The sequence below is a fragment of the Novipirellula methanifontis genome (assembly GCF_052161655.1).
GTDB lineage: Bacteria > Planctomycetota > Planctomycetia > Pirellulales > Pirellulaceae > Novipirellula.
This window is the reverse complement of record NZ_CP197418.1, coordinates 8,451,127-8,474,318: the sequence shown is the minus strand read 5'-3', so window position 1 is coordinate 8,474,318 and position 23,192 is coordinate 8,451,127. Positions and strand designations below refer to the sequence as shown.

Here is a 23,192-nt window from a genome sequence, read left to right as displayed (position 1 = left end):
GTTTAAACAGAAAGCCGCGGGGCATTAGGCCGTCGGAGGGTGATGGCGATGGTGACCTGCTAACCGCGAAGCCATCGCACCAACGCCCACGAGTAGAATCAGGCACAGCACAACGATCGAGGTCGCCATCACGTACTTGAACGACGCTCGCCCCACAAACAATTGGTTCCAAACCAGCGACTGATTCGGATCGAGCCCTTGCAGTGACGCCATCGTGACACGGGTTCCTTGATCGGGACCGGGGCCAATCGATTGGACCGTCGATGCAAAAATCACACTGTCTTCGCGATGGCATTCGGTACAACCGCCGACGCCCAACGCCCATCCGGCGGGGCGAACGTTGTGGGCGATCGGCCACGTCGTCATCTCAATCGCGTCGAGGTTTTTGATCTCATCGTGAGGAACTTGCGATACCGTTTTTTCGTCCTCACCACGGCGGTAAACAAAGCCGCTCGACACATACACAGCCGTTTTGATCTTGAGCTCTTTCTCTAACGCGTCGAGCGATACCGCCACTTTTTCGTTAAACGATTCCTGACCGGCTTGCTTCTGGGCCGCAGCTAATTTCTCCTGCTCTTCGCTGGTTAGTTCTTCGTCCGACACCTTGTAGCGGTCATCACCCAAAATCTTTTTACGCTCGGTGGAGCTCAGTTTTGGTGCGACGATTTCTTCGACAAAATCGCTCCGCACTCGTAGCGAGCGACGCGTCAAGTCGTACGTGGTTGCCGGATCAAGCGGTTGAATCTTGCCGTCGCTCAGCGAACCCCAATAGGCCGGCCAAATTGCCCGCTGAGGATAGATCTTGCCGTCCTTCAATTTGCTGTAGATCGGACCTGCGATGGCAGGCAGTTCGAATCCGCTACGATGTTCTTTGGTTCCAAGTGCATGTGACAGACTGGTCATGATCCGCACCGCCTCTTCACGCGGAACCGGCCCGCCGTGACAGGCAGTGCACGACAATTTGTCGAAGTGCAACGGTGGCAATCCTTGATGGTGCGGATAGGGAGCCCCGAGACGCCCCGGACGTGCCGCGATCGCCGTCGAACTTTGCTCGTCACCCAAGTGGCATCCGCTGCAAGTAAGTGTCGATGTGGAGGTCGGATTCAACGTTGACGCGGGATTTTCCTCGCCTTCGAAACCTCGCACCGTGTGGTGTTCGATGCCATTGCGATGACAATCAACACACTGCATTCCCGCGCGAAGGTGAACGTCTTCGTCGTGCATCCAGCGATGTTCGATTCCGGATTCGGTCACCGTGCGTTGGCTGTGGCACTGGAAGCACGCGTTATTGGACGGTTCACGGATCACGTCCATGAAAACCGTGCCATCGAGTTCAAATTTGCGTGCGTCGTAAGTGACCTTGGGCAGTTTTTGCTGAGTCGACTCGTCGCTGGGGTCCGAGCCATCCTTGATCCGTGAAACACTTCCCTTGACGGTGCCCAGTCGCAACGCCGCGGTCGCCGCCCAAGCAAAGTTTTCGTCGTCGATCTGTTCACGTCGCGTGTTGAAGTCGTACACACCGCTGCTGGCGTGACAGACCATGCAATCGATTTCGATCGAACCGCTCAACGGCCAACGGTTCGGTTTGACTGCGGTTTGGATCGCCGGTGTCTCGTCTTCGTCGCTGGTGTCCGCTTTTGCATCGGCTTGATCCCCAACGTCCGATTTGGCAGCTTCGGATTTTGCAGTGTCTGACTTTGCAGTGTCCGTCTTCTTAGCCGCGTCCGTCTTCGCATCGTCTTCCGGAGCGACTGCCACGCCGCCGCCCGCAAGTCGGCTACCAAATTGATGCGTCATTTCCCAGCGGCTGATGCCAAGTTCTGCGGGATCAAACGATCCTTTCCAATCGCGGTACGACAACGGCAGCTGGGTGCCTGTGCGGGCATCGGTCCAGATCCAAGGTTCACCCGGGCGACCATCGACCGAGTCGTTCATGACCGCGTTGAAATGCCAACCATGCGAGATCGCGGAATAATCGTGACAGCGACCGCAGGTGTTCGACGGCGAATACGGTTGGTCCGATTCCGGGGTGATCTTGCGATTGTTGATGTCGTAAAGATCGATGTGGTGAATGTAGCGAGCGTTGGAGTCGCTGTGAGCGTATTTGGTGTCCGCCGCGAACACGCTTGCATCGGGATCGATTGCCAATCCCACCACAATCAACCACCCCAGCACGCTGAGCAGTGACCCGCAGACGACTGGCAAACGACCAGCGAGCCAAGAGACGCGAGCGTACCCAGGGGATTGCGAGAAGGGATCAAGACAGCGACCAGCATGGAAATCGCGAGCACGGGACATCAGATCAGCCAACAGATTGTCGTAGAAAAGCCAAATCGGCGAAAAGTCAAACTTGAATTAGAGGCGATTTCGCAAGCAGTGTGGGAAGCGTTTGCTAGAAAATCTCGCCCCTCCATTGCCGATTCCTCCGACAAGAGACGTTTGGCTTTGATGGAACTGAAATCCAAGCCAAAATGCACCCTATTCACGATTCGCCGAATCGACATCATAATTTTGTCTTGACTAGTTTATAGACCGTTTACGCAAGGATTTCGATATGGGACGTTCAGGAGTGATCACTTTCAAGGGCAATCCAATGACTTTGGAAGGCAACGATTTGGCTGTGGGAGTGGCAGCACCTGCGTTTTCGCTGCATTATGCCGAAAACGGAATTCAAACTCTGACGCTCGACGATCTGAAGGGAAAGCCTGCGATCATCAGTGTCGTGCCCAGCTTGGATACCCCGACCTGTGCCACCCAAACCAAGCGATTCAACGAAGAACTTGGTGCCCTTGGCGACAAAATCAACTCCGTCACTGTCAGCCGCGATTTGCCTTTCGCCCAAGCACGCTTCTGTGGTGCTGAAAACGTCAAGATGCGAACCGCCAGCGACTACCAGACTCACGCCTTCGGTTCGGACTACGGTTTGACCATCGAAGAACTCAAGTTGTTGACTCGCGCCGTGATCGTATTGGATGCCGACGGCAAGGTCGCGTACAAGGAAATCGTTTCCGAAGTCACGCAAGAGCCCGATTACAGTGCGGCGCTTGCTGCACTTCGTATGTTGGTTTAATCCACACTGCGGATGGGTTGGTGAATACGATGACGGATAAATCCCCTGCGGTAGTGGTTGCGGCCTTGTATCGGTTCGTGTCGCTGCCGGATTACGTCCAGCTCAGACCTCGCGTGCACGCAGAGATGATCGCATGCAAGGTCCGAGGCACGTTGCTGCTTGCAACGGAGGGGATCAATGGAACGGTTGCGGGATCACGAGAAGGGATCGACGCGTTGTTGTCGATGCTTCGCTCGGACCCGCGATTGGCCGATCTGGATGTGAAGGAATCGTATTGCGACGAACTGCCATTCAAGCGCTCGCGAGTTCGTTTGAAAAAAGAGATCGTCACGCTCGGTGTCGAAGGAATTGACCCAAACGACGCGGTGGGTACCTACGTCGACCCCGAACAATGGAACGAGTTGATCAGCGACCCCGACGTGGTTCTGATCGACACTCGAAACGATTACGAAGTCGCGATTGGTACGTTCGAAGGAGCGACCAGTCCCGACACGCACTCGTTTCGCGAGTTTCCTGATTACGTCGATGAGAATCTCGATCCTGAAAAACACACCAAGGTGGCGATGTTTTGTACGGGGGGAATTCGCTGCGAAAAGTCAACGGCGTTGTTGAAGCAGCGTGGCTTCAAAGAGGTGTATCATCTTCGCGGAGGCATCTTGAAATACCTCGAGAAGGTTCCCAAGGAAGAATCGCGGTGGAACGGCGACTGTTTCGTTTTCGATGAACGAGTCGCTGTCGGCCACGGGCTCAACGTCAGCGAGCATGTGCTGTGCTTTGCTTGCGGTTGGCCGGTTGACTCGGCGGCCCAGCAGCATCCCGATTACAACCCAGGGATTCATTGTCCGCAGTGCGTTGACAAAATCAGCGAAGAACAAAAACGTCGATTTGCCGAGCGGCAACGGCAAGTCGAACAAGCAAAGCAAAAAAGTTAGTCCTTTTTTGATGCTTTCTTAAGGTTGTCGATTGAACCCACGAGTCGGATTTAGTGATCGCTTAGGCGTGATAATCTACTGCGAATTGCGGGGTTTGATCACACCCGACGTGATCTGTTTAAACACGGATGCGTTTTTTCTGTTCAGTATGTTACAATACAGACATACCTGAACGATTGCGTGAAATAGTTTGATATTACTGAGGAATTTAAATGTCGGATGCGGAACTAGAGAAAACTCCTTCGGAACCTGCGGTCGAAGGTCAAGCCACTGCGGATGCAGCAACAACCGAGCCTGAGGGCCCCGTTGGCGTCGCAGCTTTGTCGGTCTCCGATGTGAAGGCATCGCCCAGCGATATCGATGAAGATGGCTTTGTTAGCATCTGGAATATCGCGGCAAACACATGCAACAATAACACCGCCGAAGCACGCGAATTATCGGCGAGGTTGTTGTGCTTTTTGTGCAAGAAACAATGCGATTTTGTCGTCACTAGCGGCAACAATGCCGAGTACTTGGACCAATGGTTCGAGCGTGACAACAAATTGTTATACGATTGGAAGCCGGAAAGCGAAACCGTCGATGTTGTGGCTCAGCACGCCGAAGTGCCTCACGACGCCCTCATCAGCTTTCTTGTAAACAACAAATTTGATCCCGCGGCTGGAAAGTACACCGCCACACGTGCTGTGCGAGTCCAATGGTTTCAAGAAATGTGGTGTGTTGGCTAGTACTCGTTATCGAGTACAGTTGATTGAGGCAGCGGAGCGCGAGCGTGTTCCGCGCCTGGATCGGTGAGATGTGTTTAGAGGCACTCATTTGAGGTCTTTTTAACTCCCCCCGCCTGCAGATAGCCTCCGCCCGAAGTTCCATGTCCAATCCATCTAGCGATGATCGCTCTGAGCAAAACACTGGATCTCCAGCATCCGTGAATTCGAAGGGTTGTTGGTTTTATGGTTGTCTCGGCGGCTTCTTTTTCTTCACCGCAGCCTTGGGGTGCGTGGCCGCCGGAGCCTATTGGCTCTACTCGGGGCAAATCGAGAAATTTACTGCCAGTGCTCCGGCCGAAATGCCAACGGTTCAGTACGCGCCTGAGCAGTTTGAAGAACTTGAGGCTGAAATCGAAACGTTCAAGCAGTCGCTTGAGGTAGTCGAGCCCGAGGTTCAATATAAAGAGTTGGTGTTAAACGCCAGAGATATCAATGCCTTGATTAGTCGCGACAAGCATCTGAATGGCAAATTGCACATCGAAATTGTCGACGGGCAAGTCGTGGGTGACGTTAGTGTGCCCACCGATGCATTACCTGGGGGCGAGGGCCGTTTCTTCAATGCAAAAGCTCGCTTCGACGTGTCGCTCCAAGACGGATTGGTGGTCATTAAATTGATGGGCGCCGAGGTCAAAGGGAGCGAGGTTCCACAAGCGATCGTCGATGCCATGGCGGGCGATAACTTGGCAAAAGATTTTTACAAAAACCCGGAGACCGCGAAGTGGTTAGGGCGGTTTGAGGCGATTGATTTCGAGGGCGACCGCGTCCGACTTCGCGTCCGAACCGAGACGCCGCTCGAAGAAAAGCCAGCCGGGGAAGAGCCCGACGGGGAACAGCCAGCAGGTGAAGAGGCGGTAGACGCGGCTCCGAGCGAGGACGTTTCCGCTGAGGTTGCCGAGCAGCCATCGGCTTAATTTGCCGGTCTGGTGGAGCTGTTTTTATTGCGGATTTCCGCATTGTTGCTCTCGCCGGGACGCACGATCCAGCGACGGTCGGTGTCATCGTAAGGCGAATCCGACATGACCGCTGTTAGCGTCGTCGGGGCCGAATTGTTCGCTATTTGCCCAGTTTTTCTCGGCAACGTTTTGGCAGCAGTGGTGGTCAATGTTGCCGCGGATCGGGATGTGGGCGTCTTCGCCCCCCGGTATTTTGGTCTTAGAAATCGCTCTTTACACGCGTTGGTTCGATTCGCTAACGCCAGTGTAGTGATTTTAAATGAAGGAGAATCGCGATGTCTACATTTTGGTCCATTGCCACTTTTCTTGTTGCCAGTGCTGTCTCTGGCTCGGCGGTTGAAAGTCCAGCCAGCATGACTCAGCGGGTCGATATGATCGAGCTGAATCACTTTGTCGATGAGAACGGACGTGAGGTGTTTCAGCAGCTGATCTTCTACGATTGGTCAAAGCAAGAGAAGCGGTTCCACGTTCGCGCCTGGCGGTTGATCAAAAAGCCGTCGCAATTGCCCACACGTCGCTGGAACCCCACGCTTTACGAATGTGTTTGGCATGATGATGGTGTGCGAAAAATGGTGACTTCATCATCGATGCGCGAGACATGGTCCCAACAAGACCCCGAGCGAGTGAACCGCGAGTTTCTTTCGGAAGACCGCCGTATCCCACTCTGGGATTCACAAACCGCCCAAGCCAACGACGAAACAACACGTCGCTAAAATTGTGAGATAGGCTACCAGTCTAAAAATGTGGGATAGGCTTCCAGCCTGTCGTCAGTATCCCTTCCAGCCTATCATCAAACGCACCCTCTCCAGTTTTCAATTTCCAATTGTCAATCTAGCTTTTCCATTCTCTCCCGCGAACTCACGCCGCTCCCCCGCTCGCGTGCCAGCGACTGCTACATCGCGACCCCAGTGAATTGTGAACTTCACAAGTCCATTCACGGGCGTGGCCATTTGTCGTGTATCGCTTCATCGTTTTCGCGGCATTTAGCTGCCACCACTTTTTCGTGTTTCCCTTCTTCGTTGCGGACCTACGGATACCAACGTTTGTTCGGTCGACGTGAGGAGTGAGGTGTGAGGAGTCTGTGTGTTCGAAGGCAAACTTTTTTGCCTCTGGTAGATAGCAGGGACGTCACACATCGCTCTGCTCACTTCCCGGGAGATGTTCTCCGGCAAATGGGCCGTATTGTTGATCCGAGCGAGATGGTGGATTTCGGGCGCAATCGATAGGTTGAAATGTCGAAGGTGAAAGATTCGTGGCCGATGCGGACAAGGTTATCGGAATGTCTTTCTATCTTCTAACCTCCCATTTTTTAACCAATTGTGGCAGATATCGGTGCAAGTAGAATGCGCGAGCACTGAAGCAGCTCTGCTCAGCGATATATATTTCGCCCAGCATAGGCCGCTTTGTATTCTGCCTTTGGCTAGGTCATCATGCGTCGCTCATTCGCGATGATGAGCAGGTGAATTTGTAGATGTTGGATTGGCCACGAATCAGGCGAATTTCCACGAATCTCAATAGGTGTTGACGACGTCTCATCACAATGCAATCGGCGGTTCTGAGACGGTTTGGTGATCCATTGGGCTGTATTGAATTTGTCGCGGATCGAACATTGTGACACTCCGAGGAGAAATTTGTGGCAACCCGTGAACACAAAGCGTATCCTAACAACCGAAGGACGCTGTTCTACGCGCCGCAAGTCGCGGTGGCTGGGCGAGTTGCTAATTGGAAATCCTTTCCCGCGGGTGGGGTATGTCCGCCGTTATTTGGCAGGGCACTACACGAAGATCATTACTATGAAAAGTCGCTCTGCTACCGTTGCCTGCCTGCTCGTTGTAACTGGCTTCGTCGCCGCAATGGCATACGGTTTCAACACTCCAGCCATAAGTGCGACCCCGTCGCTTGCTCCGTTTGAATTTAACCGCGAAGCTGCTGCCAGTCCTGAAGCTGCAGCTCGAACTCTGTTTCGTGGGATTTCCACTGAATCGCCGACGCACTTCGTTCAACATCTACTGCTTGGTGTCTGCGACGGTCCGATTGATACCCTGCAGAAATTTGCCGAATGCCTTCATGAAACAGAATTCAGTCACGACGGCGAACGCTTCTCCTTTTACGACCTCCGTGAACTCCGCAAGGGAATCAACCCCAAAAAGCCAATACGCATTGTCGCAGTTAATTCCTTCGATACCGAGGACAAACAGGTCGCGGCGCTACAATCCCAGATGATGAGCACGTATTATGGTCAGGCGTTCGTGTGCATTGACGTGGCAGCTGAGGGTTACGATGGGCTTGAGTATCAAACACGGATCGTCGTAGCGCAGGTCGACGGCGACTGGTACGCAATGCCGCGGTGCCGAAGTGCAAGAAGCTTCTACAAAATTGCGGATGCAATGCGTATCGCACCTCCGGAAGCGAAAGGAGTTAAGTAGCGAAGCAATGCACCAGAGTCGCGAAGATGTCGGGGAACGATCGAGTCCACAGCAAATCCGGTGGTTAGTAACAAGGCTATCACAGCATCATCCGCCGGATCGCCGAGATCCTGACCGTTATTCGATTGAAGTTCGATCCTAAATAGTCGTGATATGACAATCCGCTACATTGCCTTGCTTACTATTTGCATCGCGATTGCACTACTCTCGCTCCCACGATCGAGCGACTCGTTTTTGACCAAAACCGGTCGCGACTTGGACATCGCAATCGACTTCAGTGACTGAGAATCTATCCAATCCGCACTCGCCGCCAAGCGCGCTCGACCAATCGTCGCCAGCCTTCGATGCCGAGGATGCTGCGCATCAGAGACCATTGAAAAGCGTGGCAGTCGTCGCGGTTCTCCTTGGTTTCGCTGTTGTGTTCATGCCACTCTGCGGCGGGTACGGAACCTTGGTGTTCGTGCGAACGCCTCTCTTTTCCGATCTTGCAGCAATCCTATGCCTGCTCGTCTCTGGATTTGCATTGATCTTTGCGTCGCTGTTCTTCTGGGCCGGAAGAAGGCGACGAGGGTTCATTGCGGTGTCATCCGCGTTCGCCTGTCTTGTGTGCGCGGTAATATTTAATTTGGCAGAAACTGGAATTGGCGATCAATCCCGATACGGTCGCTTTGAATATGCAAACGCGGCCGACATCCCCAATGACTGGTACATTGAGCTACCAAGCAGTGCGAAAGGTATCACGCTATTTCAAGATGAGATGGGACATCGGGCGAGATTCACAGTTGCGACTGACGATTTGACATCCTGGGTAGAACGAACGCGGTCTCTAAAACCGAATCTAAATCTACCTGAGGACGATGATGAATGGACGAGTCAATCGACGGAGCAGTTCAGTGCCAAGATCTTCGCACGACGATTTTCCGATACCGACTGGACATATACACCTGGAATGCTCGAACTGCACGTAACGCGTGCAAGCGACTTTGGAGGGTATACAATCTGGCATGAACCGGAAACGGACGTGACCTATCTTGCTGCCTCAAATCACTAATTGGCGATAAGCATCGCATGCACACGGAGCACGGCTTGCGTGGTTTTTTAAATAGAAATGTCGTCTCTCCGTGCCCTGCGACGGCTGCCGTTATGCCGCTAAAGTTGCACGACGGTGTTCTCATTCAGAAGCGTACGTAAGGACGATTTGATGCCCAATCCACGGTTATCAGCAGTGCGTGTTCGGCGTCTCATGCTCGTTGTGGGCGTGTGTTGTTTTACCTTGGGCGTTTGGTACCTTCTGGGGGCACCGCCTTTCGACATGTCTGGCGCATTTGGCACGCCCATTGGCTTAAGTGGTCCGATACTTGACATTCTCGGCCAACACCTGTCGCATGCGGCAAACACATTTCTAATCGTTGGCTTGATGTTGGTAACTCAGTGGTTATTTCTGTGCCCACGCGGCAATCTGCGACTACAACTTGCCGACCAAGGACGGCCAATGGCTTGGTCCGTGATCATCGCGGCCCTAATGTCAACGCTGCTGTCGACTGCGGGCGTGGCAACTTTGCTCGAAATACCCGATTGGTGGGCTTGGCCCATTGAAAGTGATGTTGCACGAATAAACGCGCCACGATTTTCCATTGTGTGGTCGGTTATGGCCGTCGCTTGGTGTATCTGGGCGGTTCTTTTTTTTGCACACTGGCGTGGTCGCGATCGCCGGACCTGTATCACAAAGACGCTAAGATGGCTGTTTGCTGGCAGCGTTGTTGAGTTAATGGTTGCGGCACCCGTGCACGCGATGGCGTTGAATCGCGATCATTGCTACTGCGTTAGAGGGTCCTATACTGGACTTGTGCTTGGAGGGACCGTGCTCGTCTGGACGTTTGGCCCAGGTATCGTGCTGCTGTATGCGCTCGAAAGGGAACGGCTTGAACCGTTGCTCAAGAACGGCCATAAAACGAACATTGCCGAGCCCCCACAATCCGATTGAGCCGGCAACGCAAGCCAGATTTCATTCGCTCGCAAAGAAAGTTGATGTGCCAACCACGGCAAACCGTTGGACATTTCATCCAGCTCCGTTTTAATCAATGGCAACACCATCACTGGCAGCGGCCGCGAGCGGCTTTGGATTCCCGATTCGCTCAGCTACGTTATCAACGGCAACGTCTTTTCGCTTAACGGTCGCAAGTCCAGCGGCGAGGAGCGGCGAACGATCTGGAACGCCAACATCACTATCAACCAGGCCGCGGGTGACAAGCTAAACACGCCGAAAGCGAATCATGTCATCGCTGACAATATCATTGAGACCGATCAGCACCAGAATCATCGAGACCGATCAGCACCAGATTGTCGCCATCCGCGTTGATACACGCACTGAAACGCGAAAAATCGTCATTCAGGGAAACCTGATGATCGGTGACAACCGGCGAATCCTCGTCGAAGGCTCCGATCAGCAGGCCGTTACAATTCATCAGAATCACGATGGCGAGATCCAACGAGTTGCCAGTGATGAATAGAGCCAGTGACGAATCGATTCGGACCAACGATCCAGCGTGCGAGCCATGGAATACGGAACATCGCAATTGCGTGAACATTCACGGCGTCTCTTCACAATGCAATCGGCTGTACCTAGATATCTCGGTGATCCATTGGACAAGGAACGGCTATTGTGAGACCACAGGGGAAAATCTCTGGCAAACCTTGAATGCAAAGCGTATCCTAATATCCGAGAGACACCGTTCTACTCGTCCGGCGCGGGCATGGTGACCTCTCTCGCAATGAAGCATCGCTCGCATCCGCCCGCTGAACCATAACGTCGTTCGACTCAGATGAAAGCGTCTACTACTGTTGCTGCTCTGTTCACAATTTGCTTCGTGATAGCGTTCGCAAATGTAAATCGTTTCGAGTTGCTGATAGACCGTAACCTCACAACGAGTCCTCTTTCGTTTTACGACCATGAAATGTGGCGGAATCGGGCAATTCGTGGCTGGCCAATTGCTTCGTACGCTTGGAGCAACTCGCAATCAATTGCGACACCAAGCTTGCCATCGGTGCTTCACACTGTCGGGCCTTTGGGTGGCCATCACACTTTTGCTGTAACCACGACAGACATCCCCTACTGGCTCAATCTAATACTTGCAATCAACGTTGCGTCTGGGACGCTCCTCACGCTGTCGTTATTTTTCGCCTCTAAGCGGCTCCTTTCTTCTGGTTTCAAGCAAATTAGTTTTTCGATAACGAGCATGCTCTTCCTTACATTGCTTGCTGGGGTGGTTTTCTCGCTCCGTGAAGACTATCCCACAATCGCCTATCTGTCCGGAGCGTCCAGCCTCTATTACGATTCGCATTTTGCGTTTTATTGCCTGTCGTTGTTAGTTGTCTTGCTTGCGGTGATGTGCCTCATTTTGTGCTTCTTTCGTTGCTTTCGGCGTCTGTTCCACCTACTGCGTCAATCTGGCAATAAGCCAGGGATTTGCACGGGAGTGGCGGTGGCCACGCGTCTCGAAGTGGATGATCAACTCCCGCCGCCCCGTAAATCCACCGTCACCTGACCCAAATTACGCAGTGCCAAACGCCGATGCGATACCTCGTGATGCTCGAAGACGATCTTGACCGTATAAGGCGATTCAATGCGATCATCGCGATTCACCATCCCAGCGTTCGACTCGAAGTCTATCGAACTGCACCCACTTTCATCGCTGCATACTCGGCATTGACTTCGACTCCGTGCTTGATCTGCCTTGACCACGACCTGTTCGTCGACTCGCCTGATGACCCAGATCCCGGTGATGGGCGTGATGTGTCGACTTTTCTAACAACCCAAGACGCGAATTGTCCCGCACTAATTCACTCTACGAATGCGCCCGCCGCCGACAGCATGATGTTCTCGATGCGAGATGCCGGTTGGACCGTTGATCGCATTGCTCCAATCGGTGATGACTGGATTGAATCGTATTGGTATCCTACTGCTGTTGAAATGATCATGCTGGGTAATTCCCCCAAAACAGGAAATGGAGGGTAATCCGTGGATGCAGCAAAGGGGCGGTGGTTGTTCAATTGAATGGATACTCATCTCCCATTCCCCGCTGACTCAGTACCGTTACGTGAACGAAACATGAATCGCTGGGGAATCCCTTCCGAGATGGAGACGGTAATTCGCGAGCGCGATCAGGCGTGCATTTACTGCGGTATCGTATTTGCGGCAACTGACTCGCGTGACGGTTCACGAAAGGGTCTCGCAACTTGGGAGCACATTGTAAATGACGCTAGTATCGTGACTTTGGAGAACATTGCTCTTTGCTGTAATTCGTGCAACGCAAGCAAAGGATCTAAAGAGTTGGCTGTTTGGCTTTCATCGGACTATTGCAAACGCAAAGGTATTACTGAAGATTCGGTCGCGGGAGTCGTTCGCACGCATCTGGTTCAGTAATTGGCCGAACCTGCAAGTCAGGACCACGATACGCTAGATTGGTCCCCGCGTGAAAATGTGACTTCGATCGACGTCAACCCGTCTCCAGTTCTTATCCCGCCAAGTCATCGCTAATATTGAATATACTTGGTTGTGACAAACGCGGTTAACTGCGCGATGATGACAGAGCGGCGGTGCTCGCTTCTTGCAAATGGTGATTCAATTGCTGCCGCTCAGCTGCATTCGCCCGGATACGCGAATCGTTTTTTTCGACTGAAATCTACTTAATGCCTTCCAATCAAACCGACTCGCCCAATGCTTCTCGAATCGCTCGCTTTGCGAAGGCGGCTTTCTGCCTTGCGATTCCATTTCTTTCCATTGCATGTTTGTCGAAGTGGATGAACAACTCCAGCCACCCCGTGAATTTCAACGTAATCCGACAGAGAAACCGTCTGTCGAGACGAGATTAGCTCCATGACGCCACCCTTCTTCACCGACATGCCAGAGCAACGCGAAGACTGCTGGGCTACGCTGGCCAATTTCTTGGATTACTGGCACGGGGAAGTGGGCGGCGAGCGCGGCTATCCAGAGGCCTCGATTGCGCAGGTGCAAACAACCGTCAATCACAAACTTCCAAGTGCACTTCGAGAGTGGTTGCCACGCTTTGCAAAAATCTCATCCGCTCTTTGCGATCGTGCTCGAAACGTTCACCCCGCTGAGATGAGAGACTCGGATGGCGTGCTCGTGCTGCGGACCGAAAAGATTTTCAACGGGCTGGCTTCGGTTTCTTGGGGCGTTTTGATTCCAGACCTTGATCGCGATGATCCACCAGTCGTCTCGCTGATGGTAGGCAACGAACCGAAAATCTGGGGGGACCGACTATCTGATTTCTTTGTCTACTGCGTTGCTTTCGATACATGCAATTCGTTGCACACGAAGGGGATAGACGCAGACAACGACTTCGTTTTTCCAAGTAACGGAAGTAGGATGCAATTTCCAGATCACTTCGGCATCATCAAAACGCGGATGTATGAGGGCAACGACTGGATCGCGATGGTTTCAGGGACTGATTGCTATTTGCGCATCAAACGTATTGGTGAGCCGGATGCTTTTGTCAAACATGAAGTGCGCACGGAGGAGGACGGTGGATAGTGAATTGGGTGCATCAGCTCAGCGATCGCAACTGTTCCAGCACAAAGCGTGATACACGATGACGTTTCGTACTACATTTCTTGAGTGGGCGCTTAGGCAGTTTCCAGAGTTGTCTCTCGACTTTGAGGGCGAGTCTACCAAGACTCGTTTGCACTTCGCATTCCTGGCGTTTCGAAAGCACACGCAAGCCGCAATTGATGACCATGATCGGCAGCGCGTCCTTGAGCTTTTTGAGATGGCCGATCGTGTTTTAGATTGGGGTTATCCGGAGATGCGATCGCTTTTCCACGTCGTCTATGTCGAAGACCTACGCTTCCACGATGAACGCACGCCGCGTTCTTGGGCTCTTCAACTCCTTACACCTTCGCTCAAACGTGAGCGTGCTCAGTCGATTTCCGGTTCGCCCGACACCTCAGCATGATATATTCGTTTGATTGCCATCCACAATCCGGTGGAACCATCACATGCGCCCGAAGTACCTTTTGAAGTGGTGAATCGATTTTTCGTCCCCCGTGACCTCCTACGTTATCCGACTGAAATCCATGAAGCCATCAACGTATTGAAAACTAATGCGACACAAGCCCTATGACTGACAACCCATACTCGCCACCTGATGCCACCACCGAAACTTCCGATGCAAAACGCTTTCGTTTGGCTGTTGTGATGGCATGGCTTTCTGGCCTAGTTGGCGTTGCGATGCTTGGCATGGCGGTTTCGAGTATTGCTGGATCACTCTCATCGGCATCCTTAGCGAAGGGGCAAATTTCGATTTACATTCTGACCGCTTCTGCCTTGGTGGCATTGTGCGGTTTGATTTCGTTTTTTTCTGCGCTTTGTTGGTTCAAAAAACGGTCGCGTTTGGCGACATGCTCCTTCATCGGTTCTCTGGGCCTGTCCTTTTTGGGTCCTCGATTGCTTGCGATGGTCGTCCCGCTATAATCGCGGAAATGACCGATGGCCGACGTGTGCACCGGAGACGCGGTGGTCGCCGTCGTGGCTATGGTTAAGTCGTTCACCGCCGCCCGCATGCACTGGGCCGTTACATCATCTGGGCCGCTACATCATCTGGAATGCGTTAATTGACTCAACTCGCAAACCCGTACGAACCTCCAGCGGAGGACGCGACGGCCGAATCGGGGACTGAGCCTGCAACTCGATTGCCGGACACTTTCGTAAAGCCAACACGTTATGCGCTACGTCTGCTCGCCATCCTCTCCATTGCGTTTCCGTTGGTTTTGTCGCCGATTGTTGACGGCTTTCGAATCAACCCGTTTTCGGTTGCACCCCTTGTTGTCGGACTCACAATCGACAACCGATCGTTTACAAAGTTTCCGTGGACCGCACTTGCTTGCTTTTCCTTTGTAATCGGATTTCTCGGTGCCTGCTCCGAACACGGTGTGACGGATATCTGGAACTGGCTGCCATCGAGTTCGTCGCCGCTACTTGCCGTCAGACTGCTCTGCGCGACCGTTGGCACTTATGCTGGGTGGATGGTGTGGAGATGCCATCGCTTTCACAGGTGCGGACGGGGGGCGTGATTTAATAATGTCGTTCAAACAACCAACCTCACAACTGCATTCAGCGACGGGCTGTGTGATACTCTTGACGTTGGCGACACTGCTCGCCAGTATCGGTGGATGCAAGACTCGGACACCTAGCTCTGACCGCGCGCTCCCTGTCATGCACTCGGCCGATGAAATACAGTATTTCCCCGCCCGTCCCGAGTTCAAACTGCCACCCGAAGCTGTTGCGTTACAGGAGGTGCGAGACGAAGAAGAACGTATGAGGCTCCTTCGCGACGCGGACAATTCCGCCTCCAGCACCCCATGAATTCCGCTGTTGTCACGCTTTCAGCTCTACACGAAATCTCTCGTTCGAAAAACATGACGGAACCCAAAACAGAATGTACGAAATGTGGATCGCCAATCCTTCAGTCCACGGCAGATTTGAATAACGGGTGCTGCAAAAAATGCATGCGCCCCATCAAGGCTGGGGACGTCGCCGAAAGTATGGAGTTGGGGTTGCGACTGCTTCTTGGCGTGCTATTTGGCTGCTTGTTTGCGGGGTTGGGGTACGGAATTGGCGCGATCCTCGGAACCGTTACTGGAATCATCGTCGCGACACCGTTTGCCTTCGTCGGATTCATTTATGGTTGCTTTTGTGTCGAAATCAATGCAATGATCCGTTTGATACTTTCTTCTATATTTGAACGTTAACGCCGAATTGCTGAGTGATAACCCGATGCAGCGACGTCGAGGAAAGTTACGCGTTCGCTTCGCTCATCAACGTCAACTCCCGTCCCCATTGGCCTGTCCGCCATTCGTCTCTCCGTCGCTGTTGATCTCACGGTATCTTCCTACCTCCATATTCCTACCAAAAAAAATTCTCGCATGTATTCGATCAGCAAGGGACGTAGCGTTCTGTTGAACGCGGTGACGGGTGGTTGAACCGGGGACCTGAATTGAGCTCCGGTAAATTGTGTTGACCACCTAACAACGGCAGCGATCGCAATCGACCCCGGCGCGGCTTGCTGTAACTCGGCACGTCCGAGTTTTAGAGAAGCCGAGGGGCAATGAAGCACGTGAAAATCGGGTGACAGCCTTTGGATAAACCGGTGGCCAACAGCAACTTCAAGCCTTAATCTTAACCCAAGCTGGAGCAACCTCGGCCTACTCGCCGAACCTCCAGCTTGCGAGTGGATTTTGAATGGAAGATCGACCGTTTGGACTCGGTGATCACTGATGGTAATCCTCGGAAAACTTTAAATGCGGTATCAAGGCAAAATAGCGAACTGGAATGATGAACGAGGATTTGGCTTCATCACCCCGATTGGCGACGGAAGTCAAGTCTTCGTTCACATCAAGTCTTTTTCAGGTCGACATCGCCGGCCCGTTGAAAATGATATGGTGACTTACGAGGTCGGTACGGATGCCGAGGGGCGGATGTGTGCTGAACGCGTCGTGTTCGCTGGCGAGCGTCTGCCGTGGAACACCTCCTTTCGACTTGAATACGCCTCGCTCACGTTTGCCGGAATCTTTCTGGGTGTTCTGACGGGGGCAGCAGCTTCTGGAAAGCTGCCATTTCCAATTCTCGGACTCTATTTCGTCGCCAGCGTTGTCGCATTTGTTGCCTACGGGCTCGACAAATTAGCTGCCAGACAGGGCCGTTGGCGAACACAAGAAAGCACATTGCACTTTTGGGGGCTGATCGGTGGTTGGCCAGGTGCTTCAGCCGCCCAGTCGCTGTTTCGTCACAAATCCAAAAAACAGTCTTTTCAAGTCGTGTTTTGGTTTACCATCGCGGTCAACTGCAGTGCTCTGGGATGGTTGTTCTCGCCGTCAGGTGCGGCTGTGCTTCGTTCCATTTTCGACATGTCGCAAGGGCTAACCAACGGATAAACGCGCGGACTAGCAAAGTCTGATTGACGAGCGGGTGTGGATCTCGCCTGGTAAGTGCTGGCCTGGGTGGCGAAGTTGGGAGCTGGGAGTTGGGAGTGTCCAGTGGAACAAGAAATCGAATCCAATCATGATGCGATGCCGCGAAAACCGTCGACGGCTTTCTTGGTTGCGCTAAATACATTGGTGTTTCTAGTGTTGCTTCTTCCCGGTCTCAATCCGATTGGTTGGATTCTGGCCGTTCCCGTAACGGCGATTTTTGTAACTGTGTCGGGGGTGTGGCAGGCAATCTGGGTATCACTCGATCGCAAGTTCCGTTTTCGCAACGTGATTCGGTGCATCGGTTTTGTTTTGCCCGTCACGGCGCTGGTTGTCTTGCCGTATCTTGGCATCGAACCTTCGCGGTCAATTAACAAACAAAAGCCTGCGATAAGTCCATCCGGAAAACATCTGGCGTACGTACGCGCAAAATCCGGAGGATGGACCGTCGAAATCCAAGATCGAAATGGTAATTCATTACACGATGAACAAACTGACTTCTATCCACAATTCAATGTCTACTGGATTTGGGGGACCAATGAACAGTTTTGGCTCTACAGCAGTGATGATGGTCGAGTTCATTGTTGGTATCCTGGGGCTGATGGAGCGTGGATACATGTGCTTTGGGGCCACGGTCACACACAAGAGACAAATGCAGAACTTGGTACGCCACCACCGGATTTGTATCCCGACTACGCCCGCTAAACCGCAACAGAGTCATGCCGCAATCAGCCGTGCGTTGACGTGACGAACATTCGCGGTGATTGGCGTGATTCGCGGGCAATCATGAAGCTGAGGTGCATTACCTCCGTTGCTCCGTAGCTAGATGTTGCGTCTGGAGCAATGGTCACTGCGGCCGCATATTGCGTGATCGAGACTTTGCTGTTCCGCTCGTCTTACTTGTGGCCGACGAGTCCGGGCATGCGATCAAAGAAGTTGCGGGCGTGATCGAGAATCTCGTCGTAGGAATGAGTCTCGACATCCTCGCCAATTAATTCCACTTCGAGTGGGCCGCTGTAGCGATGCTCGCGAAGCGTTTCCAGGATCGTGCGTAGCGGAACACAGCCTTCGCCCAGTAGACAGCGGTTCATTTCACCTAGCGGTGAATGGCGGGCGTCACCAAGTTGAACGAGGTGCAAATGAGGTACGACGTCGGGTAGCCAACGCACAACCTCTTCGTCCATGCCCACATGATATGTATCGAGTACCAAACCTAGGTTGGGGCTGTTGACCGTTTCGATGATGTCGAGGGTCGATTGCAAGTCGTTTACAAACGACCATTCATCTCCACATCCCGGGTGGAACGGTTCGAGCGACAAGCGAACGCCGAACTCTTCGGCGACAATCGCGATCTCGTGCAGTGCATCGCAGAGTGTGCGGCGAGCGTGATTACGAATGTGATTGTTTTGTCCGCCCGCTAACACGATCAGTGTGTCGGCCTTCAGGTTTGCAGCGTCACGAACCGCGTGAATCGCATCAGCAATCGCGTCGTCGGTCGCGCGTCCATCGCTGCCGGTAAAGCCGCCGACCCATGAGAGCGACGTGACCGACATGCTGGCTTCGGCTAACAGTTCGATGGTTCGGTCAAGACCAAAGTCTTCGAGCTTGGGGCGATAGACTCCGATGCCGGTGAAGCCTCGCGATGCGTACGCGTGCACGTCTTCTGAGAAACTCCATCGCAGTGTTGATAACTGGCTAATGGCAAGCGTGTTCATCCGTGTGTCTTTGCTTGTCGAAAAGTGGTCCATTCCGATTTGGTTCTCAGTGAGTTTTTCGAACGAATTAATCCGGACGAATGTTTACAGAGTGCCCTGTGTCCATCACGTGCGGGTCGCAGTATGGATAGCTCGACCGCTTTTGTAAAGATTCGTTTATCCGCATTGTTCGCAGAAGAAAATTTCGCAGAAAAATTCTTTCGAGATAGCATCAAAATGAAAACGCAAGTTGCAGGCGAATAAGACGTTTGCCTACTGCATGTGCGGCAAACGACGCCCTTGACTGCGTGCCAGCGTCAATTGGTCATTCAATTCATCGACGCTCAGCGGCGTGACCGGAATGGTGATTAACGATTGAGGATCAATCTCGCTACTAATCCGTCGCTTTGCTAGCTGTTCGACTTCTTCTTCCAGTGCGTCCAACCAAGCGGGGACGTCCAGTCCGACACCGGTGGGATGCCGCGTCAAAATTTCAGATTCCTCTTCGAGCAATTCAAATGCCCGGCTTGGTTGATTGTTCTCAGCATCACGCATCGCCGGTCCAACGAGTGCACGCATGCGATCGATGGTCATCGGTTGTACAAAGCGTTCGAGGATACGATCAGCGACGGTCGGCATCCGCATTGCATAATCCTTTTGCATCTGGCGAAGCTTGGTGACATAAATCTCGGCTTCCGAATCGATTCGTTCGCTGAGACTGCGCCGCCATAATACCGACGCGGCTTCAAGTCCACTGCGGACGAGCACCTCGTGCGCCCACATCACCGGTTTCAAGTTCCAGGCAATGCGTTCATAGCGAACCCGCAATCGTAGGAAGTCTAAGAACATATAGACTAGGTCGCCACGATCGCTCTGTGTCGTGGTGCTGTTGTAGTCGAGGTACTCGGCATGGTGATCGATCAGGGCTTCGTAGACCAACGCGATCGGACGCTCAGCTCGCGAGATTTTCAGCGTGCCCGATTCGAGGTCTTCGAAAAGTTTTGTATCACAAAATTGGTCGTCGCCTTCCTCGAGTACCCGTTCCAGCCAAACGCCGACACCTTGGTGCAGAATGGCGCGAACGTTGCCAAGTTGCAAAAACATCTGAGTAAAGATCGGGTCGCCATACTCTTTGATGAACTCGACGAGCAGGTTCCACTTCTTTGGATCGGTGACGGTTTCTAGCGGCGACAATCGCAGTGTTTGACTATGCGCCAACCAGCTGCCAAGCAACGTTTCGGTTAATCGTTCCAGCAGCGGAATCAAGTCATCCGCAACTGCTTTTTCGTCCACCGGTTCGTCTTGGTTTGCTTCACTATTGATGCGTACCGATTCGACGATCGAGGCAACGAGGGCGCGAAACCCAACTTGGAAAAGTCCATCAAATTCGGTGACCGCGCCGACGCCGATGGGATTCAGTTGTTCCATCTCTCGCGCGGTTTCAATCAACTGGCACGCTTCGGCAATCAGACCACGCCGAGGCAGCCACAACATCAAGTGACGCAGCACGCGTTGTCGCAATCTCGCGACATAGATCTTCACCGGATCACCGCCGCGCGACAGCGGGATGTACAGCAGGTTCTTGTCTCGCAGTGCTGCCAAAAACGATGGGAACTGTTTGCGGACCGCTTCGGTATCTCCGGCGATCAAGGCGGCAAACATCTTGACGCTTTTGATGTCGTCTTCGACCATCTCGTCGTCGGGGTCGATCGAGTCCCAGCTGGTCGTGGGGTGTGCCAGTAACGCACCGCAGACCAAACGGCGTGAATCGGACATCTCGACGGCGGTGCCAATGATCCGTTCCATCAACGAATCACGCAGCACGCGATGGCGATCGTAGTTACGCATCGACTCTTTGTCGCTGCCGCCCGAGGTGATCTTGTAGCGACGCACGGCGTCGAGTAACTCAAGTAGCCCGATGCGGTTTTCGCGAGCGCGAGCGCCCCACGCTTCGAGTGAATGCACGCGGTCGGACAGGTCGTTTTCGTTCTCGTCCATCACGGCGATGTCGGCAGCGACTGCCCACATGCGTGCAAGCGATTGCATGAAGCTAAGGTGTTCGGTCAGTCGTTTGGATTCGGCCTCGAGTTCGTCTCGGCTTCCATCATCGCCGTACTCGTAAATTGCCCCTTCGTTGCCATCGTCGGTGGTGTCGCGATAGGACATGTCTTCGTAGGCGGCGTCATAGAGCCCTGCTTCGTCATCACCTTCTTCTTCGATTTGCAGCAGCTCGCGATCCCAGTCACGGTTTTTGGATGCGCCGGGCGACTGATCAAGATTGAAATTCGGCGCCGACCAGAACGATTCGGCGTTGGCTTCGAGGTAGTCAAAGAATTTGCGTACCAGAGGCCAGATTTCTGCAGTATCGTTTCCCTTTGCTTGTTTCAGTGAAGGCTGCACATAGGCTTCGCCTTCGCCTTCGAGCGAAAATCGCAATCGCAACAACCATCGCTCAGCAAGTCGCGGCAGCGAGCTGCCACCGAGTCGCAGGCCCACGCGATCCGCATTGTTCAGCCAGTGCACCAACAGCGCCATCGCGGGCGTGAAATCGTCGCGGTCCAGTAGTGCCGAGATCACAAGTGCGTACGCGCGAGGCGAGTCAAACAATTCAGCGTGGGGTGCCCAGAAAGCGATGTTGCCTGCTTCGGCGCCCCCTTCGTGCCACAGTCGCAGTGCTCGCGCGACAAGCTTTGCCGAGTCGTAGGATTCTAGCGGATCCGCCGCTTCGATGGATTCGATCGTGTGCGCAGCGAATTGACGCCACCACTCGGCCATCTCACGATAACGCGTTTCCATTTCGTCGTAGGCGGCTTGGTTGTTCTGTGCCGCAGCTTCGCTCCAGACCCTCGCCATGTAGCTAAACATCTGCTCGATCATGAACAGCAAATCGTCGACGCGGGCATCGTGAACGCTGCACTCGGGGCTGGGGTACAAACTAAAGTTGCCCCCGAAACCCAGGATGTCCCAGGGGTCGATGACCGCACCGCATTCGATCGCACGGCGAAGTAAATCGAACGATTCCGCTGGCACACGCAGTGCGTCATCGATGCGTCCAGCACGCAGGGCACGTAGCCCCAGGGTCATGTCGCAGTCGATTCGGCAAAACATGCGTGCCGATGCCGCGGGCACCGTGTCAGCTTGTCGCTTGGCCGCATCGGGATATCCCATCCGAGCGTACATGCGAGCGAGTTGAACATGTTGGACTTGGACGGCACGTCGTTCGGCAAGTGCCGCGTTAAGGTGTTGGCGAACCGCTCCAAATGGTTGACGACGCATTTGTTGTTCGCGGGCCAAACGGTCAGCATGTTGGCCTTGGAGTTGGTGCAGTCGATCTTCGTAAAACGCGTCACGATAGGAAGCGATCGGCTTCATCAGCGACGTTAGTGTGATGTCGCTGGTGTAGGCACCGGGGCCCCAACCGCTAATGCCCGACGCCATCAATATCGTGCCCGCTAAGACCGTCGCTGCTTCGGTCAGCAGTTCTGACGGATCCATGTCACTTGGTTCACGCAAACGGCTCAGCAGTGCATCCAACGTTACTTGGCGCAACACGAAACGGTCGTAATGTCCATCTAGAGTGATCGACCGTGTGTCCCAGCCGCCAAAGTGATAATTGGGACGTCGGTTTACAGGGTGGTCAAAGTCGAATGCCCGCGGATCGAGCGACAGTTCTTGCACGCGATTCAGGTCGAATGCGGCCGCGCGAAGGATATCCGGGTGCGTGTTGCGAAGGACATCCAGTGCCGCTTGAATCACGTCGTGGTAGGGACCGGCGGAAACGCCGGCACCAGCGATGTACAGCGGAATTGGCCGTACAAATTCGTGCGGATATGGTTCGCAACGGCGATTTTCGAGCACCGGCACTGGCCGGTAGCCAACGTAATCGTTGAGTTGTTCGATCGCGGAATCGACAACTTCTTCGTCGCTTAGGTCCTCTGCATCTCCCGCGTAAGCGATCGCCAGGATCACGTCGGCTGCGCGCCCCAAGAAAAAACCGTTGAACAAAAGTTCGGGTTGTTGATGGAACAGCAAATCGCGGTGGTAGTCGACGTACGCAGGAAGTAGATCGCTACAGAGAATTTTGACGACGCGTTGAGCTTGGCTGGTGTCACGAAAAGCCGCTTGGTTGGCACGCAGCGAATCGAGCGTTTCGGTCATCCAGTCTTTGAGTACCAACCAGGAGGCCGGCCCAGTCAGCGGGTCCCCTGCCGACGCTTGATGATAGACTTCGTTCCAGGCGGAGAAGATCGCAGGATCGCTCGTGCCGGACGAGAAGTTTAGATAACCCGCCAGTCGCCGAAGCGGTTCTTTCAGTGCATCGGAAGGCGAATGGTTTGGCATCTCGTGGGGCACGTTTCTAGAAGA

The 23,192-nt window shown here is 53.5% G+C and carries 20 protein-coding genes; 16 read left to right on the top strand and 4 right to left on the bottom strand.

Annotated elements, in window-relative coordinates; translation table 11 throughout:
* Window positions 1–24: 24 nt before the first annotated feature.
* Window positions 25–2,298 carry a hypothetical protein gene (locus tag SH528x_RS30120; RefSeq protein WP_442507126.1) on the bottom strand — a complete coding sequence of 758 codons (2,274 nt, stop codon included), beginning with the start codon at window positions 2,296–2,298 and terminating at the stop codon, window positions 25–27.
* Window positions 2,299–2,554: 256 nt separating this feature from the next.
* Between SH528x_RS30120 and tpx the strand changes: the two genes are divergently transcribed.
* The 8 genes from tpx (at window position 2,555) to SH528x_RS30080 (ending at window position 10,129) form a co-directional block, all read left to right on the top strand.
* Entirely contained in the window at window positions 2,555–3,070 is a 516-nt protein-coding gene (tpx, locus tag SH528x_RS30115; protein WP_442507125.1) for a thiol peroxidase, read from the top strand.
* A gap of 29 nt (window positions 3,071–3,099) precedes the next feature.
* Window positions 3,100–4,002, top strand: coding sequence for an oxygen-dependent tRNA uridine(34) hydroxylase TrhO (trhO, locus tag SH528x_RS30110; RefSeq protein WP_442507124.1), 903 nt, complete (start codon window positions 3,100–3,102; stop codon window positions 4,000–4,002).
* A 212-nt stretch (window positions 4,003–4,214) separates the two neighbouring features.
* Window positions 4,215–4,727 carry a hypothetical protein gene (locus SH528x_RS30105; protein WP_442507123.1) on the top strand — a complete coding sequence of 171 codons (513 nt, stop codon included), beginning with the start codon at window positions 4,215–4,217 and terminating at the stop codon, window positions 4,725–4,727.
* 140 nt (window positions 4,728–4,867) lie between these two features.
* A complete protein-coding gene (locus tag SH528x_RS30100; protein WP_442507122.1) occupies window positions 4,868–5,677 on the top strand; it encodes a hypothetical protein in 810 nt (269 codons plus the stop codon).
* Between the two features lie 317 nt (window positions 5,678–5,994).
* Window positions 5,995–6,432, top strand: coding sequence for a hypothetical protein (locus SH528x_RS30095; RefSeq protein WP_442507121.1), 438 nt, complete (start codon window positions 5,995–5,997; stop codon window positions 6,430–6,432).
* Between the two features lie 1,080 nt (window positions 6,433–7,512).
* On the top strand, window positions 7,513–8,145 hold the full coding sequence (locus SH528x_RS30090; RefSeq protein WP_442507120.1) for a hypothetical protein: 633 nt from the start codon (window positions 7,513–7,515) through the stop codon (window positions 8,143–8,145).
* A gap of 277 nt (window positions 8,146–8,422) precedes the next feature.
* Window positions 8,423–9,196: a DUF308 domain-containing protein gene (locus SH528x_RS30085; protein WP_442507119.1), complete on the top strand. Its 774-nt coding sequence runs from the start codon at window positions 8,423–8,425 to the stop codon at window positions 9,194–9,196.
* A gap of 261 nt (window positions 9,197–9,457) precedes the next feature.
* Window positions 9,458–10,129: a hypothetical protein gene (locus tag SH528x_RS30080; RefSeq protein WP_442507118.1), complete on the top strand. Its 672-nt coding sequence runs from the start codon at window positions 9,458–9,460 to the stop codon at window positions 10,127–10,129.
* A 307-nt stretch (window positions 10,130–10,436) separates the two neighbouring features.
* Here the strand turns inward: SH528x_RS30080 and SH528x_RS30075 are convergent, their stop codons facing one another.
* A complete protein-coding gene (locus SH528x_RS30075) occupies window positions 10,437–10,733 on the bottom strand; it encodes a hypothetical protein (RefSeq protein WP_442507117.1) in 297 nt (98 codons plus the stop codon).
* Window positions 10,734–11,381: 648 nt separating this feature from the next.
* Between SH528x_RS30075 and SH528x_RS30070 the strand changes: the two genes are divergently transcribed.
* The 8 genes from SH528x_RS30070 to SH528x_RS30035 all read left to right on the top strand — a co-directional run bounded on the left by SH528x_RS30070 (window position 11,382) and on the right by SH528x_RS30035 (window position 17,838).
* Window positions 11,382–11,690, top strand: coding sequence for a hypothetical protein (locus SH528x_RS30070; protein ID WP_442507116.1), 309 nt, complete (start codon window positions 11,382–11,384; stop codon window positions 11,688–11,690).
* A 26-nt stretch (window positions 11,691–11,716) separates the two neighbouring features.
* Complete coding sequence (locus tag SH528x_RS30065; protein ID WP_442507115.1) at window positions 11,717–12,160, top strand: cyclic-phosphate processing receiver domain-containing protein; 444 nt, start codon at window positions 11,717–11,719, stop codon at window positions 12,158–12,160.
* Window positions 12,161–13,021: 861 nt separating this feature from the next.
* A complete protein-coding gene (locus tag SH528x_RS30060) occupies window positions 13,022–13,699 on the top strand; it encodes a hypothetical protein (RefSeq protein ID WP_442507114.1) in 678 nt (225 codons plus the stop codon).
* Window positions 13,700–13,757: 58 nt separating this feature from the next.
* Window positions 13,758–14,120 (top strand): DUF7674 family protein, encoded by a 363-nt coding sequence (locus tag SH528x_RS30055; protein WP_442507113.1) that lies wholly within the window; start codon window positions 13,758–13,760, stop codon window positions 14,118–14,120.
* A gap of 164 nt (window positions 14,121–14,284) precedes the next feature.
* Complete coding sequence (locus tag SH528x_RS30050; protein WP_442507112.1) at window positions 14,285–14,638, top strand: hypothetical protein; 354 nt, start codon at window positions 14,285–14,287, stop codon at window positions 14,636–14,638.
* Window positions 14,639–15,672: 1,034 nt separating this feature from the next.
* Window positions 15,673–15,915 carry a hypothetical protein gene (locus SH528x_RS30045; RefSeq protein WP_442507111.1) on the top strand — a complete coding sequence of 81 codons (243 nt, stop codon included), beginning with the start codon at window positions 15,673–15,675 and terminating at the stop codon, window positions 15,913–15,915.
* A 549-nt stretch (window positions 15,916–16,464) separates the two neighbouring features.
* On the top strand, window positions 16,465–17,097 hold the full coding sequence (locus tag SH528x_RS30040; protein WP_442507110.1) for a DUF1294 domain-containing protein: 633 nt from the start codon (window positions 16,465–16,467) through the stop codon (window positions 17,095–17,097).
* A gap of 102 nt (window positions 17,098–17,199) precedes the next feature.
* The gene (locus SH528x_RS30035) at window positions 17,200–17,838 is read left to right on the top strand and encodes a hypothetical protein (RefSeq protein ID WP_442507109.1); all 639 of its coding nucleotides are present in this window, start codon (window positions 17,200–17,202) and stop codon (window positions 17,836–17,838) included.
* A 191-nt stretch (window positions 17,839–18,029) separates the two neighbouring features.
* Here the strand turns inward: SH528x_RS30035 and SH528x_RS30030 are convergent, their stop codons facing one another.
* Window positions 18,030–18,881: a sugar phosphate isomerase/epimerase family protein gene (locus SH528x_RS30030; RefSeq protein ID WP_442507108.1), complete on the bottom strand. Its 852-nt coding sequence runs from the start codon at window positions 18,879–18,881 to the stop codon at window positions 18,030–18,032.
* 219 nt (window positions 18,882–19,100) lie between these two features.
* The gene (locus SH528x_RS30025; RefSeq protein WP_442507107.1) at window positions 19,101–23,168 is read right to left on the bottom strand and encodes a hypothetical protein; all 4,068 of its coding nucleotides are present in this window, start codon (window positions 23,166–23,168) and stop codon (window positions 19,101–19,103) included.
* Window positions 23,169–23,192 lie beyond the last annotated feature (24 nt).